Source organism: Chromobacterium sp. FG89 (assembly GCF_057808735.1).
The window spans coordinates 181,048-194,057 of record NZ_JBMDIQ010000004.1 but is presented as its reverse complement, the minus strand read 5'-3'; the positions used below and the strand labels follow the sequence as shown (position 1 = coordinate 194,057).

Here is a 13,010-nt window from a genome sequence, read left to right as displayed (position 1 = left end):
CCGTACGCGATCAGTTGAACTGTCTCAGGAAGTTGAGGTCGTTCTCGAAGAACAGCCGCAGGTCGTTGACGCCATAGCGCAGCATGGCGAAACGATCGAGACCGATGCCGAAGGCGAAGCCGGTGTAACGCTCCGGGTCGATGTTGACATTGCGCAACACATTGGGGTGCACCATGCCGCAGCCGCCCACTTCCAGCCAGCCGCGCTCGCCCAGCACGTCGATTTCCGCCGAGGGCTCGGTGAAGGGGAAGAAGGACGGACGGAAGCGCACTTGCAGATCGTCGCGCTCGAAGAAACGGCGCAGGAAGTCGGTCACCACCGCCTTGAGGTCGGCGAAGGACACGCCCTCTTCCACCCACAGGCCTTCCATCTGGTGGAACATCGGCGAATGGGTGGCGTCGGAGTCCACGCGGTATACGCGGCCCGGGGCCACGATCTTGATAGGCGGCTGATTGTTCATCATGAAGCGCGCCTGGATCGGGCTGGTATGCGTGCGCAGCACGTCGCCGCCTTCCACGTAGAAGGTGTCGGCCATCGCGCGCGCGGGATGGTTTTCCGGGATGTTCAGCGCCTGGAAATTGTAGAAATCTGTTTCGATCTCCGGGCCGTCCGCCACTTCAAAACCCATGGTGCGGAACAGGCCGGCGATGCGCTCCAGCGTCAGCGCCACCGGGTGCAGGCCGCCGCCGTTGCTGCCGCGCCCCGGCAGGGTCACGTCCAGCGCCTCGGCGGCCAGTTGCGCCTCCAGCTTGGCGGCGTTCAATTGGTCGAGGCGCTGCTTGTGCGCGGCCTCAAAAGCCTGCTTGGCCACATTGATGGTGGCGCCGGCGGCCTTGCGCTCTTCGGCGGGCAGCTTGCCCAGCTGTTTCAGGAGTTCGGTCAACTCGCCGCTCTTGCCCAGATAGCGGGCCTTGACCTGCTCCAGTTCAAGAAGATCGGCCGCCGCGGCTACCGCGGCCAGACCGGATTGGAGAATCGCGTCAACGTTGTTCATCGTGTTCCACACCGTATGCGAAAGAAAGCTGGCCACACGCGCCCCAGCACTCGGGCGAGTCTGGCCAACCGTCTTGATCTTGAGTCATGCCTGCGGCCGGGCCGCATCAAAAAAAAGGGAGGCAAGATTGCCTCCCTTTTGATCCGTCCGGGCGATTAAGCAGCGAGGCTTGCTTTCGCCTTTTCGACGATCTGTGCAAAAGCCGGCTTGTCGAACACGGCCAGGTCGGCCAGGACCTTGCGGTCGATTTCGATAGAGGCTTTTTTCAGGCCGTTCATGAATTTGCTGTACGGCAGGCCGTTTTCACGAGCAGCTGCGTTGATACGAGCAATCCACAGTTGACGGAACTGACGCTTTTTCTGACGACGGTCACGGTAGGCGTACTGACCGGCTTTCATCACCGCCTGTTTGGCGATGCGATAGACGTTCTTCCGGCGGCCGCGATAGCCTTTCGCCAGTGCGAGGATTTTCTTGTGACGAGCACGAGCGGTTACACCGCGTTTTACGCGTGGCATATCTTAGTCTCCTTAAGCGTAGGGCATCATTGCGCGAACAGAGGCCATATTGGTGCTATCTACCATGGTAGTACCACGCAGTTGGCGCTTGTTCTTGGTGGTTTTCTTGGTCAGGATGTGACGCTTGAACGCGTAAGAGCGCTTTACACCACCATTGCCCAGTACTTTGAGACGCTTTTTCGCGCTCGACTTGGTTTTCATTTTCGGCATGGACTGCTCCTGCTGAATTTTGATTAGATTAGACGCGAGGTGGCTGCCGGACGAATCCGGAAACGCTTGAAAAACCATCGTGTCACGCTTTTGGGCAGATCGTTGCCGACCTACAAAATCAACACGGCAGAGCGAACCCTGCCGTGTCAGTTTGATGATTATACCGATTATTTCTTCTTCGGCGCAATCATCATGACCATCTGGCGGCCTTCCAGCTTGGGAAACTGCTCAACCACCGCAATTTCGGACAAATCGGCTTCGACACGCTTAAGCAACTCCAAACCGATGTTCTGGTGGGCCATCTCACGACCGCGGAAGCGCAGGGTGACCTTGGCTTTGTCGCCGTCAGCCAGGAATCGGGTCAAGTTGCGCAACTTGACGTTGTAGTCGCCGTCGTCGGTGCCCGGACGGAACTTGATTTCCTTGATCTGAACCTGTTTCTGCTTCTGCTTGGCTTCGTGACGCTTCTTGGACTGCTCGTACTTGTACTTGCCGTAGTCCATCAGCTTGCATACCGGAGGCTGCGCGGTCGGGGAAATCTCCACCAGATCCACATCGCCTTCCTCCGCCAGCGCCATTGCCTCACGCAGACTGACAACACCAATCTGCTCACCTTCTTTACCTACCAGACGAATTTCACGGGCGGTAATCTCGCCGTTGATCCGTGCTTCGCGTTCCTGAGCTATAGCCAAATCTCCTATTAATCTAAACTCAATGCCTGCCGTCGCCGGAATCAGGCCCCAGGCATCTCAGCCTTGAGGCGCGCAATCAGCGCATCCAGCGTAAGCTGCCCCAGGTCTTCCCCGCGGGAGCGTACGGCAACCAACTCGCCAGCCTTCTCCTTGTCGCCGACGATGATCTGATACGGCAACTTTTGCAGACTGTGCTCGCGAATTTTATAGCCGATCTTCTCGTTTCTCAAGTCAAGATCAACGCGGAAGCCTTGTTCGCGCAGTTTGGCGGCCACATTGGCCGCGTATTCGGCCTGCGCTTCGGTGATATTCATCACCACCATCTGCACCGGAGCCAGCCACAAGGGGAAGGCGCCGGCGTGGTTTTCGATCAGGATGCCGAGGAAGCGCTCCAGCGAACCCAGCGCCGCGCGGTGCAGCATCACCGGGCGCTTGCGGCTGTTGTCGTCGGCCACGTATTCGGCGTCCAGGCGCTCCGGCAGCATGAAGTCCAGCTGCAGGGTGCCGCACTGCCAGGAACGGCCCAGCGCGTCCTTGATGTGGTATTCGATCTTGGGGCCGTAGAACGCGCCCTCGCCCGGCAGCTCTTCCCACTCCACGCCGCAAGCGCGCAGCGCTTCGCGCATGCCTTCTTCCGCCTTGTCCCAGGTGGATTCTTCGCCGATGCGTTTTTCCGGACGCAGCGCCAGCTTGATCGCCACCTTGTCGAAGCCGAAGCGCTCGTACACTTCCATCACCAGGCGATGGAAATCCTTGGCCTCCTGGTTGATCTGATCTTCGGTACAGAAGATGTGGCCGTCGTCCTGCACGAAGCCGCGCACGCGCATGATGCCGTGCAGCGCGCCGGACGGCTCGTTGCGGTGGCAGGAACCGAACTCGGCGTAGCGCAGCGGCAGATCGCGATAAGAGCGCAGGCCGCTATTGAACACCTGCACGTGGCCCGGGCAGTTCATCGGCTTGACCGCGTAGTCGCGCTTTTCCGATTCGGTGATGAACATGTTCTCGCGGTAGTTGGCGGCGTGGCCGGAACGCTCCCACAGATGGGCGTCCATCATCATCGGGGTGCGGATTTCCTTATAGCCTTCGCGGTTCAGCTTCTCGCGCATGTATTGCTCGACGCTCTGCCACAGCTGCCAGCCCTTGGGATGCCAGAACACCATGCCCGGCGCCTCGTCCTGCAGGTGGAACAGGTCCAGTTGCACGCCCAGCTTGCGATGGTCGCGCTTTTCCGCCTCTTCCAACATATAGAGATAGGCGTCCAGGTCTTCTTTCTTGGCCCAGGCGGTGCCGTAAACGCGCTGCAGCATTTCATTCTTGCTGTCGCCGCGCCAGTAAGCGCCGGCCACCTTCATCAGCTTGAACACCTTGAGCTTGCCGGTGGACGGCACGTGAGGGCCACGGCACAGGTCGGTGAATTCGCCCTCGCGGTACAGACTCAGCACTTCGCCCTGCGGGATGGATTCGATGATCTCGGCCTTATAGGCCTCGCCTATGCTCTTGAAGTAGGCGATGGCTTCGTCGCGCGGCAGCTCGTAACGCTCCACCGGGATGTCTTTCTTCGCCAGCTCGGCCATTTTCTTTTCAATGGCGGCCAGGTCTTCCGGCGTGAACGGGCGCTTGTAGGCGAAATCGTAGTAGAAGCCGTTTTCGATCTCCGGCCCGATGGTGACCTGGGCTTCCGGGAACAGCTCCTTCACCGCATAGGCCAGCAAGTGGGCGGTGGAGTGGCGGATGATGGACAGGCCGTCCGCGTCCTTGTCGGTGATGATGGCCAGGTCGGCATTGCGGTCGATGGCGTAAGAGGTGTCCACCAGCGCGCCGTCCACGCGGCCGGCGAGCGCCGCGCGAGCCAAGCCTGCGCCGATGGATGCGGCCACTTCATGAACCGTTACCGGTTTATCGAACGAACGGATCGAGCCGTCCGGCAAGCGAATGTCTGGCATGTCAACTCCAACAAGGCGAGAGAGAAATTTTTAGAAAGCTTAGGATAAAAAAAAAGTGCGGCCTGAGCCGCACTTTTTTTGCATGGAACAACCCGCAAGGCTCAGCTAGCGTGAGTATGTCGGGTTGTGGTAGTTCGCAAGTTGGACACTTGTAACGCTCCATGCGTTTGAATTTTGGTAGGCACGATTGGACTCGAACCAACGACCCCCACCATGTCAAGGTGGTGCTCTAACCAGCTGAGCTACGTGCCTGTCGTCGAGCTGCGAATACTAAACAAGCCCGCCACGCTTGGCAAGCGTTTTTTTCATCCGCCGCGAGGAAGAAACCGCGACAAAGCCCCAGCGGGCGCGGCTTACGGTATACTAGCCGGCTGATTTTGCTAAACAAACATACCAGAGCAATCCCCGAATCATGCTGAAGTTTACCGTACATAAAACCTCCGGCGGCGCGCGGCGCGGCACGCTGGAGCTGAACCACGGCACCGTGGAGACGCCGGTGTTCCAGCCGGTGGGCACTTACGGCTCGGTCAAGGCGATGAGCCCGGTCGAGCTGAACGACATCGGCGCCCAGATCATTCTGGGCAACACTTTCCACCTGTGGCTGCGCCCGGGCCTGGAGATCGTCGAACAGTTCGGCGGCCTGCACGAGTTCATCGGCTGGGACAAACCCATCCTCACCGATTCCGGCGGCTTCCAGGTGTTCAGCCTGTCCGATATGCGCAAGCTGACCGAGGAAGGCTGCACCTTCCAAAGCCCGATCAACGGCGACAAGCTGTTCCTGAGCCCGGAAATCTCGATGAAGATCCAGACCGTGCTCAACTCCGACATCGTGATGCAGCTGGACGAGTGCACGCCGGGCCAGGTGGATCACGCCACCGCGCAGAAGTCGCTGCAGATGAGCTTGCGCTGGGCAGAGCGTTCGCGCCGCGCCTTCGACGATCTGAAAAACCCCAATGCGCTGTTCGGCATCGTCCAGGGCAACCTTTATACCGATTTGCGCCAGGAATCGCTGGAAGGCCTGATGCAGGTCGGCTTCGACGGCATCGCCATCGGCGGCCTGTCGGTGGGCGAGCCCAAGCCTGAGATGTACCGGATGCTGACCGAGTTGAAGGACATGCTGCCGGCTGAGAAGCCGCATTATCTGATGGGCGTGGGCACGCCGGAGGATTTGGTGCACGGCGTGGCCAACGGCGTGGACATGTTCGATTGCGTGATGCCGACGCGCAACGCGCGCAACGGCTGGATCTTCACCCAGTGGGGCGACGTCAAGATCAAGAACGCGCGCTATAAGGACGACAAGAAGCCGCTGGACGAGGAATGCGAGTGCTACGCCTGCCGCAACTTCAGCCGCGCTTACCTGCATCATCTGCACCGCGTCGGCGAGATTCTGGGCGCCCGCCTCAACACCATACACAATCTGCATTATTACCAGGAGTTGATGCGTCAGATGCGCCACGCCATCGAGGAAGACCGTTTCGAGGACTTCCGCCTGGAGTTCGCCGCCAAGCGCGCCCGCGGCGTCAACTGAGGAACCACCTGCGCGGTCGGCCTGTCACAGGCCTGACCGTCGCAAGCATTGGAAAAAGCGGACCAGCATGGCTACAATGGTCCGTTTATTTCGACCAGCCATAACAATACATAATCTAAGGGAGTAGTTTGATGTCCTTTATCAGCCCCGCCTTCGCCAACACCGGCGCCGCAGTAGGAGGTTTCGACCTGATGGGCTTCCTGCCCATGATCGCCATCTTCGTGCTGTTCTGGTTCCTGATGGTGCGCCCGCAGCAGAAGCGCATGAAAGAGCATCAGAAGATGCTGTCGGAAATCCAGAAGGGCGATGAAGTCGCCACCCAGGGCGGCATCGTCGGCCGCGTGGCCAAGATCGGCGAACAGTTCCTGACTCTGGAAATCGCCAACGGCGTGGAAATCACCGTTCAGCGCGGCTCGGTTTCCGCCAAGCTGGAAAAAGGCACGCTGAAGTCGCTGTAAGGATTCAGCCGACGGCCACCGCAGCGCGCTGCCGGTGGCCGGTTCATTTTCTTTTCCCGAACTAAAACATGAACCGCTACCCTCTTTGGAAATACCTCGTCATTGCGGTGGCCCTGATCCTTTCCGCGATCTACACGCTGCCCAATTTCTACGGCGAGACTCCCGCGGTCCAGGTCTCCAGCTCGCGCCAATCCATTCCGGTGGACACCGCCGTGATGACGCGCGTGGAAGAGGCGCTGAAAGCGCAGAACATCTCTCCCGACGGCCTGTTCCTCGACGGAACCAGCCTGCGAGTCCGCTTCAAGGACGCCGACACCCAGCTCAAGGCGCGCGACGCCATCCAGCACGCGCTGGGCGACAACTACATCATCGCGCTTAATCTGCTGTCCGCCTCCCCCGCCTGGCTGACCAGCCTGAAGGCGCACCCGATGTTCCTCGGCCTCGACCTGCGCGGCGGCGTGCACTTCCTGCTGGAAGTGGACATGAAGGCCGCCATCGACAAGACGATGGAACGCTACGCCGGCGACTTGCGCCGCGAGCTGAAGAACAAGAAAGTCCGCTACGGCGCGATCAAGCGCAACGGCAATACGCTGGAAGTGCAGCTGCGCGACGCCGACACGCTCAAGGCCACTCAGGACGTGGTCTACCGCAGCCTGCCCTCGCTCACCGTCAAGAGCGACGACGGCAACTACCGGCTGACGCTGACCCTGAAGCCGGAAGAGATCACCAAGATCCAGGGCGACGCGGTCAAACAGAACATCACCACGCTGCATAACCGCGTCAATGAGCTGGGCACCTCCGAGCCCATCATTCAGCAGAACGGCCCCAACCGCATCGTGGTGCAGCTGCCCGGCATCCAGGACACCGCCCGCGCCAAGGACATCATCGGCCGCACCGCCACGCTGGAAGTGCGCATGGTGGAAGACGACCCGAGCAAGATGGCCGACGCGATGGCCGGCAACGTGCCGGCCGGCTACGAGCTGCTGGACGAAGCCTCTTCCCGCGGCGTGCAGAAGATTCTGGTGCGCAAGGACGTTGAACTGACCGGCGACAATATCAACGACGCCCAGGCCGGCTTCGACGAAAACGGCGCGCCCGCCGTCCACATCAATCTGGACTCCGCCGGCGCCTCCATCTTCCGTCAGGTAACCGCCGAGAACATCGGCCGCCGCATGGCGATGGTGCTGGTGGAAAAAGGCCGCGCCGAAGTGGTGACCGCTCCGGTGATCCGCTCCGAAATCGGCGGCGGCCGCGTGCAGATCTCCGGCAGCATGAACCCGGCCGAAGCCAACGACACCGCCCTGCTCTTGCGCGCCGGTTCGCTGGCCGCGCCGATGAACATCGTCGAAGAACGCACCGTAGGCCCGAGCCTGGGTCAGGAAAACATCGAGAAAGGCTTCCACGCCACGCTGTGGGGCTTTGCCGCCATCGCCACCTTCATGGTCCTGTACTACGGCATGTTCGGCGTGTTCTCCGCGCTGTCGCTGGCGATCAACGTCTTCCTGCTGCTGGCGCTCTTGTCCATGATCCAGGCCACGCTGACCCTGCCCGGCATCGCCGCCATCGCGCTGGCGCTGGGCATGGCCATCGACGCCAACGTGCTGATCAACGAGCGCATCCGCGAGGAGCTGCGCAACGGCGTGCCGCCGCATTCGGCGATCCAGGCCGGTTACACCCACGCCTGGCACACCATTCTGGACTCCAACGTCACCACGCTGATCGCCGGCCTCGCGCTGCTGATCTTCGGCTCCGGCGCGGTGCGCGGCTTCGCCGTGGTGCACAGCCTGGGCATCCTGACCTCGATGTTCTCCGCGGTGGTGATTTCCCGCGGCCTGGTCAACCTGTGGTACGGCCGCCGCCGCAAACTGACCACGCTGGCCATCGGCCAAGTGTGGAAACCGGAAAACAAAGGATAAGGACCGGATATGGAGCTTTTCCGCATCAAACGGGACATCCCGTTCATGAGCTACGGCCGGCTCACCACGACCATCTCGCTGGTGACCTTCATCCTGGCCATCTTCTTCCTGGCCACCCGCGGCCTGAACTACAGCGTGGAATTCACCGGCGGCACCGTGCTGGAAGTGCAGTACCAGCAGTCCGCCGACCTGGGCGCCATCCGCGACAAGGTGGACGAGCTCAAGCTGGGCGAATCCACGGTACAGAGCCTGGGCAGCAGCCGCGACGTGATGATACGCCTGCCCAACAAGCCGGGCGTCACCTCCGCCCAGCTGTCGGAAAAAGTGATGGCCATGCTCAAGGCCGGCGATCCTCAAGTGCAACTGCGCAAAGTGGACTTCGTCGGCCCCAGCGTGGGCGAGGAACTGGTGACCCACGGTCTGACCGCCACCATCCTGGTGTGCGTGGGCATCATGATCTACCTGGCCATCCGCTTTGAATGGCGTTTCGCCATCGCGGCCATCATCGCCAACATGCACGACGTGGTGATCATCCTGGGCTGCTTCGCCTTCTTCCGCTGGGAGTTTTCGCTGACCGTGCTGGCCGGCATCCTGGCGGTGCTGGGCTACTCGGTGAACGAATCGGTGGTGGTGTTCGACCGGATTCGCGAGAACTTCCGCAAGCCGGGCATGAAGGGCCACAGCGTGGCCGAAGTCATCGACAATGCCATCACCGCCACGATGAGCCGCACCATCATCACCCACTTCTCCACCGAGATGATGGTGGTGTCCATGCTGCTGTTCGGCGGCCCGGCGCTGCACGGCTTCGCGATGGCGCTGACCATCGGCATCGTGTTCGGCATTTACTCCTCGGTGCTGGTCGCCAGCCCGATCGCCCTGTGGCTGGGCGTGAAGCGCGAACATATGATCAAGCCGGTGAAACCAAAAGAAGAAGCGGTCGTCTGACCACTTCCCTCATGAGCCTCATTTAAAAAGGTTCTGATTGCTGGCCGGCTTGTCCGGCCAGTTTTACTTTCAACCCGAGCAGCACCCTTACCGAGCGCAACGACATCATGGAAGCCATCACTTTTCTGATCGACTTCATCCTGCACATCGACACTCATCTGTCCCAGCTGGTGGCCGCCTACGGCCCCTGGATCTACGCCATTCTGTTTCTGATCGTATTCTGCGAAACCGGACTGGTGGTCACCCCCTTCCTGCCCGGCGACTCGCTGCTCTTCGTCGCCGGCGCGCTGGCGGCCATGGGCCAGATGAACCCGCACTTACTGGTGCTGCTCCTGATCGTCGCCGCCATCCTCGGCGATGCGACCAACTACGCCATCGGCCGCAACGTCGGCATGAAGCTGTTCGACAAGTTTCCGCGCATCCTGAAGCCGCAATACCTGGACCGGACCCACGCCTTCTACGAACGCCATGGCGGCAAAACCATCATTTTCGCCCGCTTCGTGCCCATCGTGCGCACCTTCGCGCCCTTCGTCGCCGGCATCGGCAAGATGCACTACCCGCAGTTCCTGCGCTACAACGTGGTGGGCGCCATCGCCTGGGTGGTCGGCTTCACTTACGCCGGCTACTTCTTCGGCAACCTGCCCTTCGTGCGCAAGAACCTGGAATTGCTGATCTTCGGCATCATTCTGGTCTCCTTCTTGCCGGGACTGATTGAAATCTGGCGCCACAAGCGCGCGGCCGCCCGCGGCTGATCCGTAGTAGAATCGACAAGGCCGCCGTAGCGCGGCCTTTTGCTTTGACATCACGCCCAATGCCGCCCATGAAACGCATCCAACGCCTGCCCGACCACCTCGTCAACCAGATCGCCGCCGGCGAAGTGGTGGAACGCCCCGCCTCCGCGCTCAAGGAAATACTGGAAAACAGCCTGGACGCCGGCGCGTCCAAGATCACGGTGGACCTGGCCCAGGGCGGCATCAAGCTGCTGCGCGTCACCGACAACGGCGGCGGCATCGCGGCGGAAGACCTGGCGCTGGCGCTGGATCGCCACGCCACCAGCAAAATCGCCTCGCTGGACGACCTGGAAAACGTCGCCACCCTGGGTTTCCGCGGCGAGGGTCTCGCCAGCATCGCCTCGGTGTCGCGGCTGACCCTGGTCAGCCGGCCGCCGGACGCCGAACACGCCCACCAGCTCATCGCCATCGACGGCGCGCTGCACCCGGTGGAGCCGGCCGCCCACGCGCCCGGCACCAGCGTAGAGGTGGTGGACATCTATTTCAACACCCCGGCGCGGCGCAAATTCCTGAAAAGCGAGAACACCGAATACGCGCACTGCGAGGCCGTTTTCGAGCGCATCGCGCTGGCCCACCCCCATGTGGAGTTCATGCTGCGCCACAATGGCAAGGTGATCTGGCGCCTGCCGGCGCAAAGCCTGGCCGAACGCGTGGCCGCGATGCTGGGCAAGGATTTCGTCGCCGCCGCCATCGAGATCGACACCGCCGCCGGCCCGCTGACGCTCAGCGGCTTCGTCGCCTCCCCCACTTACTCCAAGGCCAGCCGCGACGCCCAGTATTTCTACGTCAACGGCCGCTTCGTCCGCGACAAGACCGCGCTGCACGCGCTGCGCCAGGCCTACCGCGACGTGCTGCACCACGATCGCCATCCGGCCTACGCGCTGTTCCTGACCATGGAGCCGTCCGGCGTCGACGTCAACGTGCACCCGACCAAGATCGAAGTGCGCTTCCGCGAATCGCAGGCCATCCACCAATTCCTGTTCCACAGCGTGCACAAGGCTTTGGCCAGCACCACCGCCGGCGCCGCGCCTACCGTTCAGATCGCCGGCGCCGATGAGGCGGCCGAGCCCGCGCTGGCCCAGGGCGAATCCGCGCCCTTGTTCGACAAACCGTTCAACCGGCCCGCCGCGCCCTCCTCCGGTCCGGCCGGGGGACAGCCCGCCTTCCGCTACCAGCAGCAGGCGATGCCGCTGCACGTGGCCCGGGAAGCCGCCGGCATCTACGACAAGCTGTTCGGCGGCCTGCGCGAGGAAGAACGCGCCCAGCCCGCCGCGCCGGCGCCGGTGGAGTACAGCCTGCCGCCGCAGCGCGTGGCCGCGCTGCCGCAAAGCGCGGACGGCATTCCGCCGCTGGGCTTCGCGCTGGCGCAGCTGCACGGCGTCTACATCCTCAGCCAGTGCGAAGACGGGCTGATCCTGGTGGACATGCACGCCGCCCACGAACGCATCGTCTACGAACAGCTGAAAACCGCGCTGGAGGCCGACACCATCCCGATGCAGCCCTTGCTGCTGCCGGTGTCCTTCGCCGCCGATCGCATGGAGGTGGCCACCGCCCACGAACACGGCGAGGAGATGAAGCGGCTGGGCATGGAACTGGCGCCGCTGTCCCCCACCCAGATCGCCGTGCGCGGCGTGCCGGTGTGGCTGAAGGACGGCAATCCGGTGGACCTGGCGCGCGCGGTGCTGAAGGATGTGCGCGAGTTCGGCCTCAGCCAGGTGCTGACCGAGCGCCGCAACGAGCTCCTGGCCACCATGGCCTGCCACGGCGCGGTGCGCGCCAACCGCCAGCTGACGCTGCCGGAAATGAACGCCTTGCTGCGCGATATGGAAGCCACCGAACGCTCCGGCCAATGCAACCACGGCCGCCCCACCTGGACCCGGCTGTCGATGCGCGAGCTGGACAAGCTGTTCATGCGCGGTCAATAAGCGATGCGCGTCACCGTACTGGCGGAAAACCACAGCCTGCGGCCGGACTTGATCGCCGAGCCCGGTCTCGCGCTGCTGATCGAGGACGGCCCGCACCGCATCCTGTTCGACACCGGCCGCAGCGACGCGCTGCTGCGCAACGCCAGCCAGCTGGGCGTCGACCTCGCCGCGCTCAGCCAGGTGGTGTTGTCGCACGGCCATTACGACCACAGCGGCGGCCTGCCGGCGCTCAGCCGGCTCTTGCGTCAGCGCGCGGCGGCGCCGCTGCCGCTGCTGGCCCATCCCGAGGCCTTCCGTGCGCGCGAAGCGCGGCTGGGGCCGATCACGCTGCGCAAGCTGGGCTCGCCGCTCGCCGAAGCCGATCTGCAAGCCAGCTTCGAGCTGCAATTGCACGCCCGGCCCCACGCCTTCGCCGACCGCTACGTCTTCCTCGGCCAGATACCACGGCGGCGCCACGCCGAAGGCCGCGGCACCCTGGGCCGCCTCGTCGACGCGAGCGGCCACCGGCCGGACCCGGTGGCCGACGATTCGGCCCTGGTCTACCGCGGCGAGCAAGGTCTGATCGTCTTCAGCGGCTGCGCCCATTCCGGCATCCGCCACATCGTCGACTACGCGCGCGAAGTCTGCGCCGAGCCGCGCGTCCACGCGGTGATAGGCGGTTTCCACCTGCGCAGCGCGGCGCCGTGGCGCGTCTGGCGGACCCGCCGCTACTTCCAGCAACTGGCGCCGGAGGGCCTGTACGCCTGTCACTGCACCGGCTACGCCCGTCACGCGCTGGCGCGCCAGCACGCCATCGCCGCCGGCAGTCAACTGAGCTTCGACTAAACCGGTTTCGACAGTTCCTGCCGCGGAAAAACGACAGTTCGCTCTTTCCGCCATTATTCACGGTCGGCGTGCCGCATTGCAGCATTCCAACCGCCGCTCCGTCTCCTTCTCCCGCCTCCAAACCGCATAAACGCCGCCGCTGCGGGCTTTAGCCGTCCCGCCGCGCTCAGCGCGTCCGTCTTCGTCCGGGCGCTAGCAAAAAACGGCGCGAATACACCTGAAAAAAAGAACAGGTGTGTGCTTAGTCCTTCCCTGCACATGCTTAGGT

The 13,010-nt window shown here is 62.7% G+C and carries 12 protein-coding genes and 1 tRNA gene; 7 read left to right on the top strand and 6 right to left on the bottom strand.

Features of this window, described 5'->3' with window-relative positions; translation table 11 throughout:
- Window positions 1-10: 10 nt before the first annotated feature.
- From pheS to ACODRW_RS05780, 6 genes are all read right to left on the bottom strand, one after another.
- On the bottom strand, window positions 11-994 hold the full coding sequence (pheS, locus tag ACODRW_RS05805; protein WP_107800246.1) for a phenylalanine--tRNA ligase subunit alpha: 984 nt from the start codon (window positions 992-994) through the stop codon (window positions 11-13).
- A gap of 155 nt (window positions 995-1,149) precedes the next feature.
- Window positions 1,150-1,509, bottom strand: coding sequence for a 50S ribosomal protein L20 (gene rplT, locus ACODRW_RS05800; protein WP_019103240.1), 360 nt, complete (start codon window positions 1,507-1,509; stop codon window positions 1,150-1,152).
- Between the two features lie 12 nt (window positions 1,510-1,521).
- Window positions 1,522-1,719, bottom strand: coding sequence for a 50S ribosomal protein L35 (gene rpmI / locus ACODRW_RS05795; protein WP_019103239.1), 198 nt, complete (start codon window positions 1,717-1,719; stop codon window positions 1,522-1,524).
- Window positions 1,720-1,886: 167 nt separating this feature from the next.
- On the bottom strand, window positions 1,887-2,411 hold the full coding sequence (infC, locus tag ACODRW_RS05790) for a translation initiation factor IF-3 (protein WP_081556240.1): 525 nt from the start codon (window positions 2,409-2,411) through the stop codon (window positions 1,887-1,889).
- 41 nt (window positions 2,412-2,452) lie between these two features.
- Window positions 2,453-4,354: a threonine--tRNA ligase gene (gene thrS / locus ACODRW_RS05785; protein WP_107800247.1), complete on the bottom strand. Its 1,902-nt coding sequence runs from the start codon at window positions 4,352-4,354 to the stop codon at window positions 2,453-2,455.
- 175 nt (window positions 4,355-4,529) lie between these two features.
- Window positions 4,530-4,606: transfer RNA gene (locus tag ACODRW_RS05780), tRNA-Val, on the bottom strand.
- A 160-nt stretch (window positions 4,607-4,766) separates the two neighbouring features.
- Here ACODRW_RS05780 and tgt point away from each other — a divergent pair.
- The 7 genes from tgt (at window position 4,767) to ACODRW_RS05745 (ending at window position 12,742) form a co-directional block, all read left to right on the top strand.
- The gene (gene tgt, locus ACODRW_RS05775; RefSeq protein WP_488905345.1) at window positions 4,767-5,882 is read left to right on the top strand and encodes a tRNA guanosine(34) transglycosylase Tgt; all 1,116 of its coding nucleotides are present in this window, start codon (window positions 4,767-4,769) and stop codon (window positions 5,880-5,882) included.
- 131 nt (window positions 5,883-6,013) lie between these two features.
- Window positions 6,014-6,340 carry a preprotein translocase subunit YajC gene (gene yajC, locus ACODRW_RS05770; protein ID WP_043633815.1) on the top strand — a complete coding sequence of 109 codons (327 nt, stop codon included), beginning with the start codon at window positions 6,014-6,016 and terminating at the stop codon, window positions 6,338-6,340.
- A 68-nt stretch (window positions 6,341-6,408) separates the two neighbouring features.
- Window positions 6,409-8,256 (top strand): protein translocase subunit SecD, encoded by a 1,848-nt coding sequence (gene secD / locus ACODRW_RS05765; RefSeq protein WP_107800249.1) that lies wholly within the window; start codon window positions 6,409-6,411, stop codon window positions 8,254-8,256.
- A gap of 9 nt (window positions 8,257-8,265) precedes the next feature.
- Window positions 8,266-9,201 carry a protein translocase subunit SecF gene (gene secF, locus ACODRW_RS05760; protein ID WP_107800250.1) on the top strand — a complete coding sequence of 312 codons (936 nt, stop codon included), beginning with the start codon at window positions 8,266-8,268 and terminating at the stop codon, window positions 9,199-9,201.
- A 107-nt stretch (window positions 9,202-9,308) separates the two neighbouring features.
- The gene (locus ACODRW_RS05755; protein ID WP_107800251.1) at window positions 9,309-9,953 is read left to right on the top strand and encodes a DedA family protein; all 645 of its coding nucleotides are present in this window, start codon (window positions 9,309-9,311) and stop codon (window positions 9,951-9,953) included.
- A 68-nt stretch (window positions 9,954-10,021) separates the two neighbouring features.
- On the top strand, window positions 10,022-11,917 hold the full coding sequence (mutL, locus tag ACODRW_RS05750) for a DNA mismatch repair endonuclease MutL (protein WP_488905344.1): 1,896 nt from the start codon (window positions 10,022-10,024) through the stop codon (window positions 11,915-11,917).
- Between the two features lie 3 nt (window positions 11,918-11,920).
- Window positions 11,921-12,742, top strand: coding sequence for an MBL fold metallo-hydrolase (locus tag ACODRW_RS05745; protein ID WP_235089427.1), 822 nt, complete (start codon window positions 11,921-11,923; stop codon window positions 12,740-12,742).
- Window positions 12,743-13,010: the final 268 nt, after the last annotated feature.